General features: G+C 61.2%; 19 protein-coding genes. 8 read left to right on the top strand and 11 right to left on the bottom strand.

The window, feature by feature from the left end:
* Window positions 1–128: 128 nt before the first annotated feature.
* The 8 genes from FJD34_RS18385 to pilM form a co-directional block, all read right to left on the bottom strand.
* Window positions 129–1,703: an SPOR domain-containing protein gene (locus FJD34_RS18385; protein WP_090292796.1), complete on the bottom strand. Its 1,575-nt coding sequence runs from the start codon at window positions 1,701–1,703 to the stop codon at window positions 129–131.
* Window positions 1,704–1,713: 10 nt separating this feature from the next.
* On the bottom strand, window positions 1,714–2,814 hold the full coding sequence (gene aroB, locus FJD34_RS18380) for a 3-dehydroquinate synthase (RefSeq protein WP_032862203.1): 1,101 nt from the start codon (window positions 2,812–2,814) through the stop codon (window positions 1,714–1,716).
* Between the two features lie 147 nt (window positions 2,815–2,961).
* Window positions 2,962–3,480, bottom strand: a complete 519-nt coding sequence (gene aroK, locus FJD34_RS18375; protein WP_032862206.1) for a shikimate kinase AroK — start codon at window positions 3,478–3,480, stop codon at window positions 2,962–2,964.
* Window positions 3,481–3,484: 4 nt separating this feature from the next.
* Complete coding sequence (locus FJD34_RS18370; RefSeq protein ID WP_090292795.1) at window positions 3,485–4,816, bottom strand: type IV pilus secretin PilQ; 1,332 nt, start codon at window positions 4,814–4,816, stop codon at window positions 3,485–3,487.
* Between the two features lie 70 nt (window positions 4,817–4,886).
* Window positions 4,887–5,402 (bottom strand): pilus assembly protein PilP, encoded by a 516-nt coding sequence (locus FJD34_RS18365; protein WP_083204931.1) that lies wholly within the window; start codon window positions 5,400–5,402, stop codon window positions 4,887–4,889.
* Window positions 5,399–6,019 carry a type IV pilus inner membrane component PilO gene (locus tag FJD34_RS18360; protein ID WP_090292794.1) on the bottom strand — a complete coding sequence of 207 codons (621 nt, stop codon included), beginning with the start codon at window positions 6,017–6,019 and terminating at the stop codon, window positions 5,399–5,401. Before FJD34_RS18360 ends, FJD34_RS18365 begins: the two co-directional genes overlap by 4 nt.
* The gene (locus FJD34_RS18355; RefSeq protein WP_032862211.1) at window positions 6,016–6,567 is read right to left on the bottom strand and encodes a PilN domain-containing protein; all 552 of its coding nucleotides are present in this window, start codon (window positions 6,565–6,567) and stop codon (window positions 6,016–6,018) included. The genes FJD34_RS18360 and FJD34_RS18355 overlap by 4 nt, the downstream gene beginning before the upstream one ends.
* Complete coding sequence (pilM, locus tag FJD34_RS18350; protein ID WP_065944536.1) at window positions 6,567–7,220, bottom strand: type IV pilus biogenesis protein PilM; 654 nt, start codon at window positions 7,218–7,220, stop codon at window positions 6,567–6,569. The genes FJD34_RS18355 and pilM overlap by 1 nt, the downstream gene beginning before the upstream one ends.
* 221 nt (window positions 7,221–7,441) lie before the next feature.
* Here pilM and FJD34_RS18345 point away from each other — a divergent pair, with 221 nt between their 5' ends.
* Window positions 7,442–9,883, top strand: a complete 2,442-nt coding sequence (locus tag FJD34_RS18345) for a penicillin-binding protein 1A (protein ID WP_373290112.1) — start codon at window positions 7,442–7,444, stop codon at window positions 9,881–9,883.
* A 111-nt stretch (window positions 9,884–9,994) separates the two neighbouring features.
* On the opposite strand, the gene FJD34_RS18340 is transcribed toward FJD34_RS18345, so the two are convergent.
* From FJD34_RS18340 to rpmE, 3 genes are all read right to left on the bottom strand, one after another.
* The gene (locus FJD34_RS18340; RefSeq protein ID WP_032862217.1) at window positions 9,995–11,263 is read right to left on the bottom strand and encodes a malic enzyme-like NAD(P)-binding protein; all 1,269 of its coding nucleotides are present in this window, start codon (window positions 11,261–11,263) and stop codon (window positions 9,995–9,997) included.
* A 183-nt stretch (window positions 11,264–11,446) separates the two neighbouring features.
* Window positions 11,447–12,253 (bottom strand): thermonuclease family protein, encoded by an 807-nt coding sequence (locus FJD34_RS18335; protein ID WP_090292791.1) that lies wholly within the window; start codon window positions 12,251–12,253, stop codon window positions 11,447–11,449.
* A gap of 14 nt (window positions 12,254–12,267) precedes the next feature.
* A complete protein-coding gene (gene rpmE, locus FJD34_RS18330; RefSeq protein WP_029296053.1) occupies window positions 12,268–12,498 on the bottom strand; it encodes a 50S ribosomal protein L31 in 231 nt (76 codons plus the stop codon).
* Window positions 12,499–12,741: 243 nt separating this feature from the next.
* Here rpmE and FJD34_RS18325 point away from each other — a divergent pair, with 243 nt between their 5' ends.
* The 7 genes from FJD34_RS18325 to phaC all read left to right on the top strand — a co-directional run bounded on the left by FJD34_RS18325 (window position 12,742) and on the right by phaC (window position 22,216).
* Window positions 12,742–14,961 carry a primosomal protein N' gene (locus FJD34_RS18325; protein ID WP_032862221.1) on the top strand — a complete coding sequence of 740 codons (2,220 nt, stop codon included), beginning with the start codon at window positions 12,742–12,744 and terminating at the stop codon, window positions 14,959–14,961.
* Window positions 14,962–15,165: 204 nt separating this feature from the next.
* Window positions 15,166–16,902, top strand: a complete 1,737-nt coding sequence (gene argS / locus FJD34_RS18320) for an arginine--tRNA ligase (protein WP_090293254.1) — start codon at window positions 15,166–15,168, stop codon at window positions 16,900–16,902.
* Between the two features lies 1 nt (window position 16,903).
* On the top strand, window positions 16,904–17,605 hold the full coding sequence (locus FJD34_RS18315; protein WP_029296044.1) for an SPOR domain-containing protein: 702 nt from the start codon (window positions 16,904–16,906) through the stop codon (window positions 17,603–17,605).
* 233 nt (window positions 17,606–17,838) lie between these two features.
* Window positions 17,839–18,369 carry an ATP-dependent protease subunit HslV gene (hslV, locus tag FJD34_RS18310; protein ID WP_017738857.1) on the top strand — a complete coding sequence of 177 codons (531 nt, stop codon included), beginning with the start codon at window positions 17,839–17,841 and terminating at the stop codon, window positions 18,367–18,369.
* A 38-nt stretch (window positions 18,370–18,407) separates the two neighbouring features.
* Window positions 18,408–19,745: an ATP-dependent protease ATPase subunit HslU gene (gene hslU / locus FJD34_RS18305; protein WP_032862223.1), complete on the top strand. Its 1,338-nt coding sequence runs from the start codon at window positions 18,408–18,410 to the stop codon at window positions 19,743–19,745.
* Between the two features lie 162 nt (window positions 19,746–19,907).
* Window positions 19,908–20,285, top strand: a complete 378-nt coding sequence (locus tag FJD34_RS18300) for a gamma-butyrobetaine hydroxylase family protein (RefSeq protein ID WP_032862225.1) — start codon at window positions 19,908–19,910, stop codon at window positions 20,283–20,285.
* A 251-nt stretch (window positions 20,286–20,536) separates the two neighbouring features.
* Window positions 20,537–22,216: a class II poly(R)-hydroxyalkanoic acid synthase gene (gene phaC, locus FJD34_RS18295; protein WP_090292789.1), complete on the top strand. Its 1,680-nt coding sequence runs from the start codon at window positions 20,537–20,539 to the stop codon at window positions 22,214–22,216.
* The last annotated feature ends 124 nt before the right edge of the window (window positions 22,217–22,340 follow it).

Genomic DNA, 22,340 nt, shown 5'->3' with positions numbered 1-22,340 from the left:
TAATTCTGACTGCTACTACTCAAAAGCTACTGTAACGCAGACACCACAAAGCGCGCGGCCTTCAGGGCTGCACGCTTTGTTGTTTTTTGAGGTGCTGGGAGGGCGACCTGGGTAAGGTCGCCGGATCTTCAGCGAGTTGTTGCGAGTTCTTGTTGAACGCTGGCAACAGTGCGAGGCCAAGGTTTACCAGCCTGGACCTTCGCTGGCAAGGCCTTGATAGCGGAGTCGGCTGCCGCGCGGCTCGGGAAACTGCCGTAGGTGATCACGTAGAGAGGCTTGCCGTTGAGCACTTTCTTGAAATAACGGTACTCGCCGCCCTGCTCTTTCACGAACGCCTGGGCGTTGGCTTCAGAGCTGGTGCCGAGGATCTGCACCACGTAGTTCTTGGCTGGCTGGCTGCCGTACCAGCCGCTGCCGGCAGCGGCCTTGGCCACGGTGACCGATTTTTCCGCAGGTTTGACGGCGGGAGCTGGCTTGGCCACAGGGGCTGGCGCTGGCTTGACCACTGGTGCCGGGACTGGCTTGGCGGTAGCGACCTGAGTCGGCGCAGGCGTTGGCTTGGCCGCCGGGACAGGTGCAGGGCTTGCGGTTGCGCCAGGTGGTGGAGCCACGGTGGTGACGGTCGGAGGCGTGGCGCTGGAGCCTTCTACCGGTACGCCATCATCGCCTTCGGTGATACCACCTGCTTCTTCTGCCAACGGGCCACGCATGACCGGCTGGCCGACCATCGGCAGGTTGGTAGGCTGGCCAGAACCGGCGAACTCAACGGCAGGTGCGCCGTTGGTGGTGGGCTTGCCCAGTGGCAACTGTGCCTGCTCGGTAGGCGCGCCTGGAGCGGTCGGTGCCTTGCTGCGGCCTGGAATCAACCAGGCGGCGGCAACGGCAACCACGACAACAGCAGAAATCGCCAGTACGTGTTTCTTCGGCATGGTGAACCCCATCTTTGGACGCTTAACCGCTGAGCGGCTGGCAATCATGGCTTCGATCATCGCATCCCGGGCCACCTGGTTGATGGTGCCAGGCCAGCCGTCGGAGCTTTCGTGAATATCAGAGATCTGCTGGGCGGAGAAAAGTTCGATGCCCTGGCCCGCACCTTCAAGGCGCTGGGCCAGGTACTCGCGGGTTTCCTCTTCTTCGTAGGGCTGCAATTCGATGACGTGGAACAGCTCTTGCTCGCCACTGAGCTGCTCCAGGTCGGCAATCAGCGACGCCTCACCGAACAGGAACACATGGGGACGACCTTCCGGCGTACCGGCCGCCAGGGCCAGCAAGGCCTCCAGCGCGGATTCGTCGAGCTGCTCGGCATCGTCCACCAGCAGGTAGACTTCCTGGCCGGTCAAACCCAGTTGCACCACTTGCTTGAGAATCGCGGTCGGCTCGGCATTGGCCACATCCAGCGCCTGGGCAACCTGGCGCAACACGCCTGCCGCATCGCCGGCACCACGGGCGGAAACCACCACGCTCTGCACCGATTGCTTGTTGGTGCTGGCTACCAGGGCCTGGCGCAGCAGCGTCTTGCCGCTGCCCAAGGGGCCTGTGACCACCAATAGCAACTGGCTGTAGCGCGCCAGGTGGTGCAACTGCCCCAACACAGGCTTGCGTTGTGCAGGGAAAAACTTGAAACCGGGGACCCGTGGTGCAAAAGGGTCGTGGCTCAACTGGTAATGGCCGAGGAAAGCCTCGTCGGCATGCAAACTAGTCATCGGGATCTGGTTAACCTTTCAGCTGGGCCAGGGCGCGGTAATCCGCTCCCAGCGTGGCCTGTAGAATCTCTTTCGGATAATCGTCGGTCACTACCGCTTCGCCCATTCGGCGCAACAGCACCAGACGCAAACGACCATCGATCACTTTCTTGTCTATTGCCATATGTTCAAGGAAATCAGCCTCGGTCATTTCCTCGGGAGGAATGACCGGCAATCCGGCGCGCTGGAACAGGCGAATACCACGGTCACGCTCTTGGACCGTGATCCAGCCCAGACGTTGCGACATCTCCAACGCCATCACCGTGCCAGCCGCTACGGCCTCGCCATGCAACCAGACACCATAGCCCATGTGGGTTTCAATCGCATGGCCGAAGGTGTGCCCCAGGTTCAAGGTGGCGCGCACGCCAGACTCACGCTCGTCGGCATTGACCACCAGCGCCTTGGCCGCGCAGGAGCGGGAGATGGCTTCAGTCAGCGCCACCTGGTCCAGGTTGCGCAAGGCATCGACGTGTTCTTCAAGCCAGGTCAGGAACGGCTCGTCACAGATCAGCCCGTACTTGATGACTTCCGCCAGGCCCGCCGACAGCTCGCGAGGCGGCAGGGTATTGAGCGTCGCGGTGTCGATCAGCACGGCATTGGGCTGGTAGAACGCACCGACCATGTTCTTGCCCAGCGGATGGTTGATCCCGGTCTTGCCGCCCACCGACGAATCGACCTGGGACAGCAAGGTAGTCGGCACCTGGATAAAATCCACGCCACGCTGGTAGCAAGCGGCCGCAAAACCGGCCATGTCGCCGATCACACCGCCGCCAAGGGCCACCACTGTAGTACGCCGGTCGTGGCGCGCGGTCAGCAGCCCGTCAAAGATCAGTTGCAGGGTTTCCCAGTTCTTGAACGCTTCGCCGTCGGGAAGAATCACCGAGATCACCGAATACGCCGCAAGGCTGCGACTCAGACGCTCAAGGTAGAGCGGCGCCACCGTCTCATTGGAGATGATCGCCACTTGTCGCCCGGCAATATGCGGTGCGAGCAACTCGGGCTGGTCCAACAAACCTTCGCCAATATGGATCGGGTAGCTACGCTCGCCAAGATCGACCTTAAGTGTCTGCATGTGTCCCCGCGCTGAAGATGGAAGCAGGCGTCCTGCCCTGTATTAACGTTGTCGGCACCGTCGAGGTCGAGCGCTGCCTGATGGCTCTACGCCACAACTCGGACGGCTGTAACGCGCTGCCGAGAATAGCGCATTTCGGCCCTGGCTTTAACGGGGCGGCAGTTGCTGCAAACGATCCAGAATGTCGAGAACCACCATTCGTGGCGGCCGTTCATCGGTTTGCACCACCAGATCGGCGATTTCCCGATAAAGCGGGTCGCGCAGCGTCAGCAAGTCCCGCAGGGTTTTCTCAGGGTTGGCGGTGCGCAGCAACGGTCGGTTGCGATCGCGAGCGGTGCGCCCGACTTGCTGCTCGACCGACGCATGCAAATAGACCACCCGACCGCCGGCACGCAGCGCCCGCCGGTTTTCCTCGCGCATCACCGCACCGCCGCCGGTGGCCAAGACCACGCCATCGCAGCCGCACAGCTCGGCAATCATTGCCTGCTCGCGGTCACGAAAGCCCAGTTCGCCTTCCTTATCGAAGATCCACGGGATATTGGCGCCCGTGCGCAATTCAATTTCCTTATCGGAGTCTTTGAATGGCAGGCGCAGCTCTTTGGCCAGCAAACGGCCGATGGTGCTTTTTCCAGCCCCCATCGGCCCTACAAGAATCAAATTTCGCACAGAATCAACGACTCACAGCAATCGCCTGGTTATTCATAATACGCGGAGTCAGGAATACCAGCAGCTCGGATTTTCTTTGGGCAACGACATCACGCCGGAAAAGGCGGCCAAGATACGGCACATCGCCCAAAAATGGCACTTTATCTACCACCTTGCTCTGGTTTTTAGAGAAAACCCCACCCAGGACGATGGTCTCGCCGTCCTTGACCTGGACCTTGGCGTTGACCTCGTTCTTCTTGATCGGCGGCACATCATTGAGTTTGTTCAGGTAGTCCGGCTCATCCTTGGTCACCCGGACCTCCATGATGACCTGGCCATCCGGGGTGATTTGCGGCGTCACTTCCAGGGACAGCGAAGCCTCCTTGAACGAAACCGAGGTCGCCCCCTCGGACGTGGACTCCTGGTAAGGGATCTCGGTGCCCTTGAGAATCCGCGCAGTCTCCTTGTCGGAAGTGACCACCTTGGGCTGGGAAATCACCTCGCCATTGCCACCTTTTTCCATGGCGGTGAGTTCCAGGTCCAGCAGCACGTTATCGGTGATAAACGCAATGCCCAGACCGGAGCTCGCGTTGACCACTCCAAGGTCAACGAACGGCGAGCTATCGGGAGACTCGCCCTCACCTGGCGGGGTTTTATCGACCCCGCCACCACTCCAATTACCCTTGTTGCGCAGCAACCCGCCCCAACGCACGCCGACGCTTTTGTCATAGTCGACATTGGCCTCGACTATCCGCGCCTCGATCATCACCTGGCGCACCGGAACATCCAGCTGCGCGACGATGCGCCGTAACTCGGCCAGGCGCTCCCCCGTCTGGTAGGCGATGATGTGGTTAGTTCGGTCATCCACCGCCACGGAGCCACGCTCATCGGCCGCCCCTTCAGGCCCGGCCATTGACTGGAACAGCTTGGCCAGCTCAGACGCCTTGGCGTAATTGACTTGCAGCAGCTCCCGCCGCAGTGGCGTCAGCTCGGTCATCAATTTGCGCGTTTCCAGGGCCAGCAGCTCGCGCGCAGCCAACTCTTCGGCCGGCGCCACCAACAGCACATTGGCCGTCACCCGCTTGTCCAGACCTTTGGCTTGCAGCACCAGGTCCAGGGTCTGGTCCCACGGCACGTCCTTGAGGCGCAAGGTAATCGAGCCCTGCACATCATCGCCGGCCACCAGATTGAGGCCGGCGACGTCGGCAATCTGCTGCAGGACGGCGCGCACCTCGATGTCCTGGAAGTTGAGGGAGAGCTTGTCGCCGCTATACGTGCCACGCCCGGCATTCACGGGCGAAGCGCCGGGAGGTGGCAACTGAATCAGGTCGATCCGCTTGGGCACGGCCTCAGTCATCGGTGCTGTGAACGCTATCCATAGCGCCACACCGAAGGACGAAATAATCCTTTTCATTTTCTTGCTTCCGTTATGAGTTCACGTTCAGCACCAAGGTGCGCGGGCGCTCAAGCCAGGCACCCTCACCATCGGGAAAAAGCTCGACCAACTCCAACTGCCCCTCATGGATCGCTACGACGCGCCCATGATCACCCCCCAGGTAATCCCCCACCGCCAGGCGATGAACACCTGCCGTGCCGCGCAGCAGGGCAAATGTCTGCGCCCCAAGCGACAGCGTGCCGACCATCCGGAACTGATCCACGGCAAATCCTTCGAGAAACTGCCGGGGGCGGTCGAGATCCGGCGCAGATCCGGGCTTGCCGGTGGGGCGACTGGCCGGCTGGTCAGGGGGCTGGAAAGGGTCACGCAGGGGTGGCGCGCTGGCGACAAACCGTAGCCCCGGCATTGCTACAGGCGTTTCGTCAGCAAGCGGCACTGCCTGCTGGCGAATCAGTTGCAACTCATCATTCAGCGCCTGCAACTGCGGGTCACTGTCGCATCCAGCAAGAAGTGCCAGGCCCAGACCCGCAACCTTGAGGCGGTTCATGGCAATGCTCCCAGGTTGCTGTATCGATAGGTCTTGGCGAGCATCGTCAGGCTCAGCAATGCGCCATCCTGGGGATCCACGGGACGAATGACAAAGTCATGCAAGGTAACGATATGCGACAACCCGGCCACGCCACTGACGAAGGTCAGGAGGTCGTGATAGGTGCCCAGCAGCTTGAGTTGCATCGGTCGCTCGACGAACACCGGTTGCACCCGCTCGTCCAGCACACTGAGCTGCTCGACCAGTACCCCGCTGGCTTGCCCCAGCCGGGCGAGATCCTCCAACAGGTCGGGCATTTGCGTCAGCGTCGGCATCTGGCGCAACTGTTCGCTGAAAGCGGCACGCTGGGTTTCAAGCTCGCGCACCAGCCCTTCGTGCTGGGCGGCTTGCCGGGCTTTTGCCGCAAACTGCTGGCGCAGCGCTGTTTCTCCCGCCTCCTGACGCTGCAAGTCCTCGCGCGCGCCGCCCAGGTACACAGCATCCCCCGCAACCAGCGCCAGCAAGGCGAGCACGGCGCCCACCATAAGTCTGCCAGCCAATGGCCAGTGGGCGATGTTGCGGTACAGCGTGGAGAGTTCCGGGATCGCCAGCCTGGGCAGGCCGGGCGAAAGGTTCACCGCTGCGTCTCCTGGTGCTCCCCATGGTCCACCATCAACTGGAAGGCACTGCCCGCGCCCCCCTCCTCGGCCCGTACATGGCGCAGATTGGGCGCACGTAACGTGTTGGAAGCTTCCAGGCTGCGCATCAGCCGGGCGACATCATCACTGGACACCGCCGTGCCGGTGACCTCTACCGATGTACCGCTGACACTGACCTCGCTCAATTGAACGCCATCCGGCATCGCGCGGGCCAACTGCTCGAACAATTGCTGGCCCGAGGCGCGATGGCCCTGGAGATCTTCGACCACCTTCATCCGCTCCATCAGTTGCTGGCGTTGTTCGCGCAGTTCATCGATGGTCTTGATGCGCGAGTCCAATACCGTGACTTGCTTGCTCAAGTGGTTGTTGCGGGCCACTTGTCGATCAATCGCGCGATCGATGACCCGGTCGGCCAGCCATACGGCGGCCAATGCAATAGTGGTGATCAGCAACAGAAAAATCAGGAAAAACTTGCGACGGCGCTCAGCGCGCTCTTCACGCCAGGGTAAAAGGTTGATTCTTGTCATCAATCGAAACTCCTGAGGGCCAAACCGCAGGCGACCCGCAATCCCTGGGCATCGGCAGCCCATTGTGCACTATTGATCCCACTCCCCGGCACTATCCGCGCGACCACTTGCTCGGTCATCCGCGCCTGGGCAAACACCTCTACATCCACCACTCGCGCAACCAGGCCGGCCAGGGCCAATACCGCTTCGCGCGCTTCCACCTGCTCCTTGAGGCACGCCACAAGCAGTACATCAACATAACCGGGTTCACGACCCGACGGGCCCTGGACCTGAAAATCAATGGCTACCTCATCCAGCGGATAAGGAATGTACTGGTCGGCTTCGCAGAGCAGCCGCTGCTCCATCTCATCGGGCTCAAGCCCCGCCTCCAGCGCAACCACCCGGCTGATCACCGCAGGTCCCGCCACGGCAACTGCCGCATGCGTGAGATGGATCTGCGCGCGGAACAATGCCTTGGAAATGGTCTGCGCGACAACCTCCAGATCAACGATATTACTGTCGACCACCGCATGGCCCGGCAAAGGCTGGCTCGCATACGCGTGCACTGCATAGCCATCGCCAGCGCGGGCCAGCTCCAGTACCTTGACGCCGCTATCCTGGATGTCCACACCCAGTACGGTATCGGCTTTTCGCCTGAAAAATCCCTTTTTCATAAAACTCCCTAAAGCTTTGCCTGTCTCAGGGCTGGTCGGTTCCGGGTTTGATGCATTCGGTCGGCTCGGTTGAGTGGCGCCCATGACGCCCCGAGGCGAAAAATGCTTTAATGCCCAGCGTTTTTTCCCGCTTTTTATCTGCAGGTCGGGTCGATACATCTTTAAGTCATGCCTATCCCGACACCTAACTCATTCTTTTCTCTGGAAATCCAAAAGCCTTGATTCGTCTGCTGAAGTTTTTCGGGTACTCCTTCGTTGCGATCGTTTGCGGGCTGCTGCTCGTGTTCAGCGGCGCCTATCTCTACCTTAGCCCGGGATTGCCCTCGGTAGAGACCCTTAGAAGTATCCAGTTGCAGATTCCTTTGCGGGTCTACAGCAGCGATGAAAAACTGATCGCGGAGTTCGGCGAAATGCGCCGCACCCCGATCCGTTTCGCCGATATTCCGCCCAATTTCATCAACGCCCTGCTATCGGCCGAAGACGATAATTTTGCCAACCACTATGGCGTGGACCCCAGCAGCCTGGTGCGTGCAGCTACGCAGCTGGTAAAAAGCGGACACATTCAGTCGGGCGGCAGCACCATCACCATGCAGGTGGCGAAGAACTTCTTCCTCACCAGCGAGCGCAGCTTCTCGCGCAAGGCCACGGAAATCCTCCTGGCGCTGCAGATTGAACGTCAGTTGACCAAGGATGAAATCCTGGAGCTGTACGTCAACAAGATCTACCTGGGCAACCGTGCCTACGGGATCGAGGCGGCATCCCAGGTGTACTACGGCAAGTCGATTCGTGATGCCAGCCTGGCACAAATGGCAATGATTGCCGGCCTGCCCAAGGCGCCTTCGCGCTTCAACCCGCTGGCCAATCCAGCCCGCAGCAAGGAGCGTCGCGACTGGATCCTGGGCCGCATGTACAAGCTGGGCAAGATCGACCAGAACGCCTATGAAACCGCGGTAGCCGAGCCGCTGAACGCCAGCTACCACGTACCGACGCCAGAAGTCAGCGCACCGTATATCGCCGAGATGGCCCGCGCCGAAATGGTCGGCCGCTATGGCAGCGACGCCTACACCGAAGGTTTCCGCGTCACCACGACTATTCCGAGCAATTTGCAGGAAATCGCCAACAACGCCGTGCATGAAGGGCTGATCACCTACGACCAGCGCCATGGCTACCGCGGGCCGGAATCGCGCCTGCCTGGCAAGACCCTGAGCGCCTGGACAGTCGAACTGGGCAAGCAGCGCTCGATCAGCGGCCTTGATCCAGCCATCGTCACCCAAGTGAAGAAAGATGGCGTGCAGGTGCTGACCCGCAGCGGCGAAGAACATGTAGCGTGGGACAGCATGAAGTGGGCCCGTCCCTTCCTGAACACCAACAGCATGGGACCAATGCCCAAGCAGCCGTCGGATGTGGCCCAGGTCGGCGACCTGATCCGCGTGCAGCGCCAGAAGGATGACAGCCTGAAGTTCAGCCAGGTCCCGGTCGCCCAGGGCGCGCTGGTATCCCTGGACCCACAGAACGGCGCAATCCGTGCCCTGGTCGGCGGTTTTGCCTTCGAGCAAAGCAACTACAACCGCGCCATGCAGGCCAAACGCCAGCCGGGCTCCAGCTTCAAACCTTTTGTCTACAGTGCTGCGCTGGATAATGGCTACACCGCCGCCAGCCTGGTCAACGACGCACCTATCGTGTTTGTCGACGAGTACCTGGACAAGGTCTGGCGTCCGAAGAACGACACCAACACCTTCCTCGGCCCGATCCGCGTACGCGAAGCGCTGTACAAATCGCGTAACCTGGTGTCGATCCGCTTGCTGCAAGCGATGGGCGTGGGCAAGACCATTGATTACATGACCCGCTTCGGCTTCAACAAGCAGGACCTGCCGCCCAACCTGTCGCTGGCCCTGGGCACCGCGACCCTCACGCCAATGGAGATCGCCACCGGCTGGAGTGTGCTTGCCAACGGCGGCTACAAGGTCACGCCGTACCTGATCGACAAGATCGAGAGCCGCAACGGCGACACGCTGTTTGTCGCCAACCCGCCGAGCGTGCCCAAGGGCGTTGCCGCAAGTGATGGCCTGGCCGCACCGGCCAACGGCGGTATCACCATCGAGCCGACGCCTGGCGCCGCACCAACCGACGCAGTGCCTGCCCCACAAACACCGGCAGTGGCCGAGCGCGTGGTTGACGGCCGTACCACCTATATCCTCACCAGCATGCTGCAGGACGTGATCAAGCGCGGCACCGGCCGCCGAGCCCTGGCCCTGGGCCGCACGGACCTGGCGGGCAAGACCGGTACCACCAACGAATCCAAGGATGCGTGGTTCTCCGGTTACAACGCTGACTACATCACCACCGTGTGGACGGGCTACGACCAGCCGGAAAGCCTCGGTCGCCGCGAATACGGTGGCACTGTCGCGCTGCCGATCTGGATGAGCTACATGGCCGGTGCTCTCAAGGACAAGCCGGCCCACACCCAGGCGGAGCCGGAAGGCATCCTCAGCCTGCGTATCGACCCGATCAGCGGCCGCGCCGCCGCACCAGGCACGCCGAATGCGTACTTCGAACTGTTCAAGAGCGAAGACACGCCGCCATCGATGAATGAACTGGGCAATGGCGTGGCACCGGGCAGCCCGTTGCCGGCGGATGAGTCGGCGCCGATCGATCTGTTCTGATAAACACAGCCCGCTCCCACAAGGGGTTATATGCACGCCCCTGTTGTGCACAGCCACAAAAAAGCCCCGACTCGCAAGAGCCGGGGCTTTTTGTTGGTGCGCTACAACGGTTTAGACGTTGAACACATCATCCACGCTTTTGAGCGGGTAGTTCTTCGGATACGGCAGGGTAGCCACGCCGGTCTCGATGGCGGCCTTGGCCACGGCATCGGAGATCAAGGTGATCAGGCGCTTATCCATTGGTTTGGGAATGATGTACTCACGGCCGAATTCCAGCTTGGCGCCACCGTAGGCGTCGCACACGTCCTGAGGTACTGGCAGCTTGGCCAGTTCACGCAGGGCATTGGCGGCAGCCACTTTCATCTCTTCGTTGATGCGCTTGGCGCGAACGTCCAGGGCACCACGGAAGATGAACGGGAAGCCCAGTACGTTGTTGACCTGGTTCGGGTAGTCCGAACGGCCAGTGGCCATGATCACGTCGTTACGGGTGGCGTGTGCCAGTTCCGGGGCGATTTCCGGATCAGGGTTCGAGCAAGCGAACACGATCGGGTTGGCCGCCATGGACTTCAGGCCTTCGGCGCTCAGCAGGTTCGGGCCGGACAGGCCGACGAACACGTCAGCACCGTCGAGGGCGTCAGCCAGGGTGCGCTTGGAGGACGGATGGGCAAACATCGCCTTGTACTGGTTCAGGTCGGTACGCTCGGACTGGATCACGCCCTTGCTGTCGACCATGTAGATGTTTTCAAGGCGGGCGCCCATGCTCACGATCAGCTTCATGCAGGAGATGGCGGCAGCACCCGCGCCCAGGCAGACGATCTTCGCGTCAGACAGGGTTTTGCCAGCGATTTCCAGGGCGTTGATCATGCCGGCCGCGGTAACGATCGCGGTGCCGTGCTGGTCATCGTGGAAAACCGGGATGTCGCACTGTTCGATCAGGGCCTTTTCGATTTCGAAGCACTCAGGTGCCTTGATGTCTTCCAGGTTGATGCCACCGAAGGTGATGGAGATGCGCTTGACGGTGTCGATGAAGGCCTGTGGGCTTTCGGAATCAACTTCGATGTCGAATACATCGATGCCGGCAAAGCGCTTGAACAGTACGCCCTTGCCTTCCATCACTGGCTTGGAGGCCAATGGGCCGAGGTTACCCAGGCCGAGAATCGCGGTGCCATCAGAAATCACTGCAACCAGATTGCCCTTGCCGGTGTATTTGTAGGCCAGCTCGGGATCGCGGGCGATTTCACGCACGGGCTCGGCTACACCGGGGCTGTACGCCAGCGACAGGTCGCGTGCGGTAGCAGTGGCTTTGGTGAGCTCGACACTCAGCTTTCCTGGACGAGGATGGGCATGATATTCGAGAGCGGCAGTTTTCAAATCAGACATATCGGCATTCCGCTTTTTACTGTTGGACGACGGATCGCCGAGGATACTCGCCTCGCAAAGTCCCTACAAGACTGAGCGGTCACAGGTGTCAAGGGCCCTACCCTACGACTTTCGGCCAAGAGCCACGGGATACAAGGCCTACAACTGTTCACAATCGATATAAAAAATGTCTACAATTTTTTCTTATTGCGCCAATTGCAGCATGCCGGAATCCGTTATTGGCAAAAGCCAGCGCGCCTGGCCACTTTTCAGGCCGCCACGTCGGGAGCGGTCCAGCACCCAGCCCCGGGCCTCGATATCCTGGCCCTGAAGGCGCTTGAGCAGAGCGTTATCGAATTGTCCGACAAGATTGGGTGCAACCCGTAATACCAGGGAGTCCTGCAATTCGATCCAGATCCCGCCACGATTGCGTTCGACCTTGCTTACGCGGCCGCTGACCACGGCAAAGCCCGACTGCTTGATTTGCGAGGTTTTTTGCACGGGCGACTGACGCCAGAGGCCCAACCTGGCCGCGCGCGCGCTGCGCTCGGCCGCTTGCTGGCAGGCAACCAGATCGACATTGGGCGCCACCGCCACCAGGAACCCGAGCCCCTCGGCCAGCAGTTGGGCCTCCAGGTTCGCGCCGTTGGCCCCATAAAGATGGGCCAGCGTTCGCCCATAACGATCCTTGCCCTCGCGGCCCGCTACCACCCCGACCCGACCGCCACTGGCATCTACCAAGGCTTGCAGGCGTTGGCGTGCAGCCACGGCGAATGGCTCGTCAGGGCGGCCTTTCTTGCCGGTTTCAGGGGCATTGACGCCGATCATCCGCACACTGCGACCATCCTTGAGACGCACAGTGTCGCCATCGACCACGCGCTGTACCTCAAAGGTGCCGAGCGTAGTCGGCGCGGGGCAAAATACCTCGGCCTGGGCGGCCGACAGCCAAATCGCAGGCACAAAAAAGGCGCCCGCAAGGGACGCCTTTTTCATTAGCAGGTAAAAGCCCATCAGGCTTTCGAACCTTACTCTGCAGCAGCTGGAGCTTTCTTGCCAAAAGCACCGAAACGGTCGGCGAAGCGCTGTACACGGCCGCCAGTATCCAGAGTCTTCTGCTTACCGGTGTAGAACGGGTGGCACTCGTTGCATACGTCAGTACCCAGTGGCTTGCACAGGTTCGAACGGGTTTCGAACTTGTTGCCGCAGCTGCAAGTAACTTGGATGGTTTCGTACGCTGGATGGATATCGGCTTTCATGGTGTCTTCCTCGGGCTAGCGTGCCGCCACTCGACACTATTGTCGAATACCGCACGTAATTAGGCCGCGGATTCTACCAGAGCTTTTTAAACGCGCAAGCGCCGCCATGCACCCTTTCATCAGAAAAGCCCGGCCTGCCACACCCTCTTGTACCCGCCGGACTGCTCCCACACAGGACACTTGCACCGCCGGTCTGCTAGGCTCGCCCCCTTCTTCACCGCCCGCCATATGAGAACCTCCCGCGTGCCCGACGCCATTTTGCGCCTCGCCCTGCCCTCGCCCCTGCGCCGCCTGTTCGACTACCGGGCGCCGGCGGGCGTGGTGCGGGCGCAGTTGCAGCCGGGGATGCGCGTGCGCGTGCCGTTCGGCCGACGGGAGATGATCGGAATCCTGATCGAAGTCGCGGACCACAGCGAAGTGCCGGCAGAAAAGCTCAAGCCAGCCCTGGCCATCCTCGATGCCACGCCACCGCTGCCGGCGTCGCTGTTCAAGCTGTGCCTGTGGACCTCCCAGTATTATCAGCACAGCCTGGGCGACACCTTGAGCTGGGCGCTGCCGGTGCTGTTGCGCCAGGGCGAGTTGGCCGAGACCCGTCAGGAGCGCTTCTGGTCGATAACTCCCGGCGCGCGCCTGGATGACCCGCGCATCGCCCGCGCCCCGCGCCAGCGTGAGGCACTGGCCACCTTGGCCCAGCATCCCCATGGCGTCGCTCACCAGTTGCTGAGCAAACTGATGTTGAGCAAGGACAGCCTGGACCTGCTGCTGGCCAAGGACCTGGTGCAGGTGGAGATCCGCCGCCACGCCCCCGGCGAACGTCACGAACACTGGCTGGCCCAACCGGAGTTGCCGCTGAACCCGGAACAGCGCGCTGCCTTTGAGGCGATCAGCGCCGGCGCCGACAGTTTCCATGCGTTCCTGCTGGCCGGCGTCACCGGCAGCGGCAAGACCGAAGTCTATTTGCAGTTGATCCGCGAAACCCTGGAAGCCGGCAAACAGGCGCTGGTGCTGATCCCCGAGATCAACCTCGGGCCGCAGACCCTGGCGCGCTTCGAGCAACGCTTCAATGCGCGGATCGCCCTGGTGCACTCGGCCGTCAACGACCGCGAGCGCCTGGAATCCTGGCTCGCCGCCCGGGACGGCGAGGCCGACATTATTATCGGCACCCGCTCGGCGCTGTTCACACCGATGAAAAACCCCGGCCTGATCATCATCGATGAAGAACACGACGGTTCCTATAAACAGCAGGAAGGCCTGCGCTACCACGCCCGCGACCTGGCCCTGGTCCGCGCCCGCCAGGAAAACATCCCGATTGTGCTCGGCTCGGCCACCCCGTCCCTGGAAAGCCTGCACAACGCCTACACCGGGCGCTACGGCCTGTTGCGCCTCAATGAGCGGGCGGGCGGCGCCAAGCAGCCGCGTTTCCTGCGCCTGGATGTAAAAAGTCGCCCGCTGGACAGCGGTATTTCCGGGCCGATGCAACAAGCCATCGGCCAGACCCTGGCGGCCGGCCAGCAGGTATTGGTGTTTCTCAACCGCCGAGGCTTTGCGCCGACGCTGTTGTGCCACGACTGTGGCTGGATGTCCGAATGCAACCGCTGCGACGCGCGGATGACCGTACACCAACGCTCCGGCGAACTGCGCTGCCACCACTGCGGCCATGTGGAACGTGTGCCGCGCCATTGCCCGCAATGCGGCAAAGTCGACCTGCGGCCGGTGGGCGCAGGCACCGAGCGCGCCGAGGAACGCCTGGGGATTCTGTTTCCGGACTTCCCGGTGCTGCGTGTAGACCGCGACAGTACGTCGCGCAAAGATGCAATGAACCAGCTGTTCGCCACCATCCAGAAAGGCCAGCCGTGCATCCTGGTCGGCACGCAGATGCTTGCCAAAGGGCATCACTTTCCACGCGTCACCCTGGTCTCGATCCTGGATGCCGACGGTGGGCTGTTCTCCGGAGACTTCCGCGCCAGCGAGCGCATGGCGCAGTTGATCGTGCAGGTCGCAGGCCGCGCCGGGCGTGCCGAAGAGCCCGGCAAAGTGATCATCCAGACCCACTTGGCGGACCACCCGCTGCTGATTCAGCTGACAGAACAAGGTTATTTCGCCTTCGCCGAGCAGGCGTTGAGCGAACGTCGCTCCGCGGGCTTGCCACCCTTTGCGCACCTGGCATTGCTGCGCGCAGAGGCCCATAAACCGGGGCAGGCCGAAGGTTTCCTGGATGAAGCGTGCAGCGCGGCTGAACGTTTGCTCGCTGAACTGGGTCTGAGCGGCATCGAGTTACTGGGCCCTGTGCCAGCACCGATGGAGCGCCGCGCCGGCCGTTATCGCGCGCAGCTACTGTTGCAAGCCACTGCCCGCGCGCCGCTGCACCGGCTATTAAGTAGCTGGTTGCTTGCTCTGGAGCAAATGCCCAGTGGGCGGCAGGTGCGATGGTCGTTGGATGTTGATCCGGTGGATTTGTACTGATCGATAAATCGCTATCGCAGGCAAGCCTGCTCCCACATTTGACGGTATTCACACATCAAAATGTGGGAGCGGGCTTGCCCGCGATGAGGCCCGCAGGTCCAGTAACGGACCTTGAAGGTTGGCAAGCCCGCCCTCGCACCGGATAATGTCCAGTTTTTCCACCTGCGCATTGCGCGCCGCCGCTTGCGGTCGAAAGAGAACACCATGAAAGACACCATTCGCCAGTTGATCCAACAAGCCCTCACCCAACTCGTCAACGAAGGCGTGTTGCCTGAAGGCCTGACGCCGGCGATCCAGGTGGAAAACTCCCGAGACAAGACCCACGGCGACTTCGCCAGCAACATCGCGATGATGCTGGCCAAGCCTGCGGGCATGAAACCGCGCGACCTCGCGGAAAAAATCATTGCCGCGCTGCCGGCTGATCCACAGGTCAGCAAGGCCGAAATCGCCGGCCCAGGCTTTATCAATATTTTCCAGAATACCCAAGCCCTGGCCTCGCGCCTGGACGCAGCCCTGGCTGACGCCAAAGTCGGTGTGCGCAAGGCCGGCCCGGTACAGCGTGTGGCCATCGACCTGTCGGCGCCCAACCTGGCCAAGGAAATGCACGTCGGCCACCTGCGCTCGACCATCATTGGCGACGGCGTGGCGCGGGTCCTGGAGTTTCTCGGCGACACCGTGATCCGCCAGAACCACGTGGGCGACTGGGGCACCCAGTTCGGCATGCTGATGGCGTACCTGCAAGAGAACCCCATCACCAGCAACGAACTGTCGGACCTGGAAAACTTCTACCGCGCCGCGAAAAAGCGCTTTGACGAATCCGAAGAGTTCGCCAACCGCGCCCGTGGCCTGGTGGTCAAGCTGCAGGCCGGCGACCAGGAATGCCTGGAGCTGTGGGCGCGTTTCCGCGATATTTCCCTGTCCCACTGCCAGAAAATCTACGAGCTGCTGAACGTCAAGCTGACCATGGCCGACGTCATGGGCGAAAGTGCCTACAACGACGACCTGATCAACGTGGTCAACGACCTCAAGGCCAAGGGCCTGCTGGTTGAAAGCAACGGCGCCCAGTGCGTGTTCCTCGACGAGTTCAAGACCGCCGACGGCGAGCCGCTGCCGGTGATCATCGTCAAGGCCGACGGCGGCTATCTGTATGCCACCACCGACCTCGCGGCCGTGCGCTACCGTAGCGGCGTGCTCAAGGCCGACCGTGCGCTGTATTTCGTCGACCAGCGCCAGGCCCTGCACTTCCAGCAAGTGTTCGAAGTGGCGCGCCGCGCCGGTTTCGTCACCCACCCGATGCACATGGAGCACATGGGCTTCGGCACCATGAACGGCGCCGATGGCCGTCCGTTCAAGACCCGCGACGGCGGCACCGTGAAGCTGATCGACCTGCTGAACGAAGCCCAGGAGCGTGCCTACAACCTGGTGAAGGAAAAGAACCCGGAGCTGGCCGAAGCCGACCTGCGCAACATCGCCCGAGTGGTGGGGATTGGCGCGGTGAAATACGCCGACCTGTCCAAGCACCGCACCAGCGACTACAGCTTCAACTTCGAACTGATGCTCAACTTCGAAGGCAACACCGCGCCGTACCTGCTGTATGCCTACACCCGTGTGGCCGGTGTATTCCGCAAACTGGGCAAGGATTTCAGCGAGGTCGACGGCCAGATCATCCTGCAAGCGCCTCACGAGCAGGAACTGGCCGCCAAGCTCGCGCAGTTCGGCGAAGTGCTCAACAGCGTCGGCGAGAAAGGCACGCCGCACATTCTGTGCACCTACCTGTATGAAGTCGCCGGGTTGTTCTCCAGCTTCTACGAGAACTGCCCGATCCTGAGCGCCGACGACGAAACGCAAAAGCAAAGCCGCCTGCGCCTCGCCGCACTGGCTGGACGGACCCTCAAGCAAGGCCTGGAACTGTTGGGCCTGGAAACTCTGGAGCGTATGTAAGTTGGCAGCCAAGAAAAAACCTGCACCCAAGCGCGGCGCCAGCCGCTACCAGGCTCCGGCAAAACAACCGATCCCGGGCTGGATGTGGCTGGCCATCGGCTTGTCGGTCGGTGCGTTTATCGTGTTCCTGATGAAACTGGAGCCGGGCCAGGGCGAGGACGTCAAGCGGGTCAAACAGGAGCAGCAGAAGGCCAGCAAGATCGCCGAGGCGAACAAGACGCCGCCAAGCCCGACCGCACCAGTGAAGCCTAAGTACGACTTCTACACGCTGCTGCCGGAGTCGGAAGTGATCGTGCCGCAAGACGCCGTGCCGGAGAAAACCCTGCCGACACCGCAGGTGCCGACCACCCCGGTAACCCCGGCGGAAGCGGCGAAAATCGACACTGCGCGCGCCCAGGCGGCACTGGCCGGGATTACCCCGCCGCCGGCACCACCGGTCGCCACCACCAAGGCGGCGCCGGTGACCAAGTTCTTCCTGCAGGCGGGCTCGTTCCCCAAGCAGGCGGATGCGGATCGGGTGCGTGCGCAGATCATCCTGCTCGGGCAGACCGTGACGGTGGAGTCCGGGACGGTGAAGGAGGCGACCTGGTACCGCGTATTGGTCGGGCCGTTCAGCAACCGTGAACAGCTGACCGTGGCGCAGAAACAACTGGCGGGCGCTGGCTTTAGCAACCTGTTGTTACAACAACGCCAGAGCCGCTGATTCACAGCCAACACGGATCAAATGTGGGAGCTGGCTTGCCTGCGATGACGGTGTATCAGTCAATATTCTCGGTGACTGGTGCACCGTCATCGCAGGCAAGCCAGCTCCCACATTTGGTTTTGTGGTGTTTCCACCACTCGTCCACAGACCCGTCCTACGGTTGAAATCTCCCTCGCCACCCCCATATGAGTTCCATCAGGGCATTTTCGCCCCGCAGCGTGGAGACTCTCCCCTTGACCACCATCGTTTCAGTTCGTCGCCACGGCAAAGTCGTCATGGGCGGCGACGGCCAGGTTTCCCTTGGCAATACCGTGATGAAAGGCAACGCCAAAAAAGTGCGCCGCCTGTACCACGGCCAGGTCCTCGCTGGTTTTGCAGGGGCCACCGCTGACGCCTTTACCCTGTTCGAACGCTTTGAAGGCCAGTTGGAAAAACATCAGGGTCATCTGGTTCGCGCCGCTGTCGAGCTGGCCAAGGAGTGGCGCACCGACCGCTCCCTCAGCCGCCTCGAAGCCATGCTCGCCGTCGCCAACAAAGACGCGTCCCTGATCATCACCGGCAACGGTGACGTAGTGGAGCCTGAGAACGGCCTGATCGCCATGGGTTCCGGCGGTGGCTACGCCCAGGCTGCAGCCAGCGCACTGTTGAAGAAAACCGACCTGTCGGCCCGGGAAATCGTCGAGACCGCCCTGGGTATCGCCGGCGATATCTGCGTGTTCACCAACCACAACCTGACCATTGAGGAGCAGGACCTCGCGGAATAAGCCGTCGGCTTTTTCCTGCTTGAGGACCACACACCACTATGTCCATGACTCCCCGCGAAATCGTCCATGAACTCAATCGCCATATCATCGGCCAGGACGATGCCAAGCGCGCCGTTGCCATCGCCCTGCGTAACCGCTGGCGCCGGATGCAACTGCCCGAAGAATTGCGCGTTGAAGTAACCCCCAAGAACATCCTGATGATCGGCCCGACCGGTGTCGGCAAGACCGAAATCGCCCGGCGTCTGGCCAAGCTGGCCAACGCACCGTTCATCAAGGTCGAAGCGACCAAGTTCACCGAAGTCGGCTATGTAGGCCGTGACGTCGAGTCGATCATTCGTGACCTGGCCGACGCCGCCCTGAAGCTGCTGCGCGAACAGGAAATGACCAAAGTCAGCCATCGCGCCGAAGACGCTGCCGAAGAGCGCATCCTCGACGCCCTGCTGCCACCGGCACGCGCGGGCTTCAATGAAGACGCAGCACCGGCCCAGGACTCCAACACGCGCCAGCTGTTCCGCAAGCGCCTGCGTGAAGGCCAGTTGGACGACAAGGAGATCGAGATCGAAGTCGCCGAACACGCTGGCGTCGACATCTCCGCTCCGCCTGGCATGGAAGAAATGACCAGCCAGTTGCAGAACCTGTTTGCCAACATGGGCAAGGGCAAGAAGAAAAGCCGCAAGCTCAAGGTCAAGGACGCGCTCAAGCTGGTGCGTGACGAAGAAGCCGGGCGCCTGGTCAACGAGGAGGAGCTCAAGGCCAAGGCCCTGGAAGCAGTCGAACAGCACGGCATCGTGTTTATCGACGAGATCGACAAGGTGGCCAAGCGCGGCAACTCCGGCGGCGTCGATGTGTCCCGCGAAGGCGTACAGCGCGACCTGCTGCCGCTGATCGAAGGCTGCACGGTGAACACCAAGCTGGGCATGGTCAAGACCGACCACATTCTGTTCATTGCCTCCGGTGCGTTCCACCTGAGCAAGCCAAGCGACCTGGTACCGGAGCTGCAAGGCCGCCTGCCGATTCGCGTGGAGCTCAAGGCGCTGACCCCGGGCGACTTCGAACGCATCCTCAGCGAACCGCACGCTTCGCTGACCGAGCAATACCGCGAGCTGCTGAAAACCGAAGGCCTGGGCATCGAGTTCCTGCCGGACGGTATCAAGCGCCTGGCGGAGATTGCCTGGCAGGTCAACGAAAAGACCGAGAACATCGGTGCCCGTCGCCTGCATACCTTGCTTGAGCGCCTGCTGGAGGAAGTGTCCTTCAGCGCCGGCGACATGGCGGGCGCGCAGAACGGCGTGGCGATCAAGATCGACGCCGACTACGTCAACAGCCACCTGGGCGAATTGGCGCAGAACGAAGACTTGTCTCGTTATATCCTGTAAGCCTCACACAGGAACCGTTCTGCTTTAATGTGGGAGCGGGCTTGCTCGCGAATGCGGTGGGTCAGTTTATGCAACTGTGACTGACCCACCGCATTCGCGAGCAAGCCCGCTCCCACATTTTAAAGCCGGTTCCTTCAGGATCATCCATGAGCGGTTCCCCCAATGTCTAAAATGCCCACCGCCATCAACCTGCACAAAGCCTCCAAGACCCTCTCGCTGACCTACGGGCCGGACGAGGTCTATCACCTGAGCGCTGAACTGCTACGGGTGCACTCTCCCTCCGCCGAGGTCCAGGGCCACGGCAATCCGATCCTGCAATACGGCAAGCTCAATGTTGGCCTGATCAAGATCGAACCCGCCGGGCAATATGCACTGAAATTGACCTTCGACGACGGTCATGACAGCGGACTGTTCACCTGGGACTACCTCTACCAACTCGCCGTACGTCAGGACGCGCTGTGGGCCGATTATCTTGCCGAGCTCAAGGCCGCCGGAAAAACCCGCGATCCGAGTCAGTCGATTGTCAAGCTGATGCTCTAGCTCAGGCTTCCTGCTCATTAGTAAGCATTTTCTAATTTCCTCTGCTTGAATGCTCTGTCGTGTGACCAACGATTGGTCCGCTTGCGAAAAAAATTAAACTCGGGTAACCAATGAGATTGGCAAGTTCCCTGCATTTGACGATGCGGTATCAACGGTCACCCGAGCAGCAGTACCAGGCTTGAGTTGTGCATCGAATAAGTGGGTGCACGGCGGTACCCGGTACTCGTCTTTCGGACAATGGAGCGTCGTAGATGAGTAACAAGAATAACGATGACTTGAAACGCCAGGCCTCGGAAAACACCCTGGGGCTGAACCCGATCATCGCGTTACGCAAAAAGGATTTATTGGCTTCTGCGCGGATGGTGCTGACCCAGGCCATCAAGCAACCACTGCACAGCGTCAAGCACGTCGCCCACTTTGGCGTCGAATTGAAGAATGTGGTATTCGGCAAATCCGAGCTTGCCCCTGAAAGCGATGACCGTCGCTTCAACGACCCGGCCTGGAGCCAGAACCCGCTTTACAAACGCTACCTGCAAACCTATCTGGCCTGGCGCAAGGAGCTGCACGACTGGATCGGTGACAGCAACCTGTCGGAACAGGACATCAGCCGCGGGCACTTCGTCATCAACCTGATGACCGAGGCCATGGCGCCGACCAACAGCGCCGCCAACCCGGCCGCCGTCAAACGCTTCTTCGAAACCGGTGGCAAGAGCCTGCTCGATGGCCTCTCGCACCTGGCCAAGGACCTGGTCCACAACGGCGGCATGCCGAGCCAGGTCAATATGGGTGCCTTTGAAGTGGGCAAGAGCCTGGGCACCAGCGAGGGTGCGGTGGTGTTTCGCAACGACGTGCTGGAACTGATCCAGTACAAGCCGATCACCGAACAGGTCCACGAACGCCCGCTGCTGGTGGTCCCCCCGCAGATCAACAAGTTTTATGTATTCGACCTGAGCCCGGAGAAAAGCCTGGCGCGTTTCTGCCTGCGCAACAACCAGCAGACCTTTATTGTCAGTTGGCGCAACCCCACCAAGGCCCAGCGCGAATGGGGCCTGTCGACCTATATCGAGGCGCTGAAAGAGGCGGTCGATGTGGTGACCGCGATTACCGGCAGCAAGGACATCAACATGCTCGGCGCCTGCTCGGGCGGCATCACCTGCACTGCGCTGCTGGGCCACTATGCGGCGCTGGGCGAGAAGAAGGTCAACGCCCTGACCTTGCTGGTGAGCGTGCTGGACACCACCCTCGACACCCAGGTGGCACTGTTCGTCGACGAGCAGACCCTGGAAGCGGCCAAGCGCCACTCCTATCAGGCCGGCGTACTGGAAGGCCGGGACATGGCCAAGGTCTTCGCCTGGATGCGCCCCAATGACCTGATCTGGAACTACTGGGTCAACAACTACCTGCTGGGCAACGAACCGCCGGTGTTCGACATCCTGTTCTGGAACAACGACACCACGCGCTTGCCGGCGGCATTCCACGGCGACCTGATCGAGCTGTTCAAGAACAACCCGCTGGTGCGCGCAGGCGCCCTGGAAGTGTGCGGCACACCGATCGACCTCAAGCAGGTGACGGCAGATATCTACTCCCTGGCAGGCACCAACGACCACATCACACCGTGGCAGTCCTGTTACAAGTCGGCACAACTGTTTGGCGGCAAGGTCGAGTTCGTGCTGTCCAGCAGCGGGCATATCCAGAGCATCCTCAACCCGCCCGGCAACCCAAAGGCGCGCTACCAGACCAGCGAGAGCATGGGCGAGAAGGCCTTGGACTGGCAGGAAAATGCCACCAAGCATACCGACTCATGGTGGCTGCACTGGCAGGGCTGGATGGGGGAGCGCTCGGGCAAGCTGAAGAAAGCGCCTACGAGCTTGGGTAACAAGACTTACGCATCCGCAGAGGCTGCACCGGGTACATACGTTCACGAAAGATAACGCACACACTTTTTTGTGATTGAAATGGAATCAAATGTGGGAGCTGGCTTGCCTGCGATAGCGGTGGGTCAGCCAACACATGTACTGACTGACCCACCGCTATCGCAGGCAAGCCAGCTCCTAC

The organism is Pseudomonas brenneri, assembly GCF_007858285.1.
GTDB lineage: Bacteria > Pseudomonadota > Gammaproteobacteria > Pseudomonadales > Pseudomonadaceae > Aquipseudomonas > Aquipseudomonas brenneri.
The sequence above is the reverse complement of the archived record's forward strand: the minus strand, read 5'-3'. Positions and strand labels throughout refer to the sequence as shown.

Coding starts and splice junctions, on each gene's coding strand:
- FJD34_RS18385 (WP_090292796.1), bottom strand. CDS start 1,703: ATGACTAGTTTGCATGCCGACGAGGCTTTCCTCGGCCATTACCAGTTG.
- aroB (WP_032862203.1), bottom strand. CDS start 2,814: ATGCAGACACTTAAGGTCGATCTTGGCGAGCGTAGCTACCCGATCCAT.
- FJD34_RS18370 (WP_090292795.1), bottom strand. CDS start 4,816: ATGACTGAGGCCGTGCCCAAGCGGATCGACCTGATTCAGTTGCCACCT.
- FJD34_RS18365 (WP_083204931.1), bottom strand. CDS start 5,402: ATGAACCGCCTCAAGGTTGCGGGTCTGGGCCTGGCACTTCTTGCTGGA.
- FJD34_RS18355 (WP_032862211.1), bottom strand. CDS start 6,567: ATGACAAGAATCAACCTTTTACCCTGGCGTGAAGAGCGCGCTGAGCGC.
- pilM (WP_065944536.1), bottom strand. CDS start 7,220: ATGAAAAAGGGATTTTTCAGGCGAAAAGCCGATACCGTACTGGGTGTG.
- FJD34_RS18340 (WP_032862217.1), bottom strand. CDS start 11,263: ATGTCTGATTTGAAAACTGCCGCTCTCGAATATCATGCCCATCCTCGT.
- FJD34_RS18335 (WP_090292791.1), bottom strand. CDS start 12,253: ATGGGCTTTTACCTGCTAATGAAAAAGGCGTCCCTTGCGGGCGCCTTT.
- rpmE (WP_029296053.1), bottom strand. CDS start 12,498: ATGAAAGCCGATATCCATCCAGCGTACGAAACCATCCAAGTTACTTGC.
- argS (WP_090293254.1), top strand. CDS start 15,166: ATGAAAGACACCATTCGCCAGTTGATCCAACAAGCCCTCACCCAACTC.
- hslU (WP_032862223.1), top strand. CDS start 18,408: ATGTCCATGACTCCCCGCGAAATCGTCCATGAACTCAATCGCCATATC.
- FJD34_RS18300 (WP_032862225.1), top strand. CDS start 19,908: ATGTCTAAAATGCCCACCGCCATCAACCTGCACAAAGCCTCCAAGACC.
- phaC (WP_090292789.1), top strand. CDS start 20,537: ATGAGTAACAAGAATAACGATGACTTGAAACGCCAGGCCTCGGAAAAC.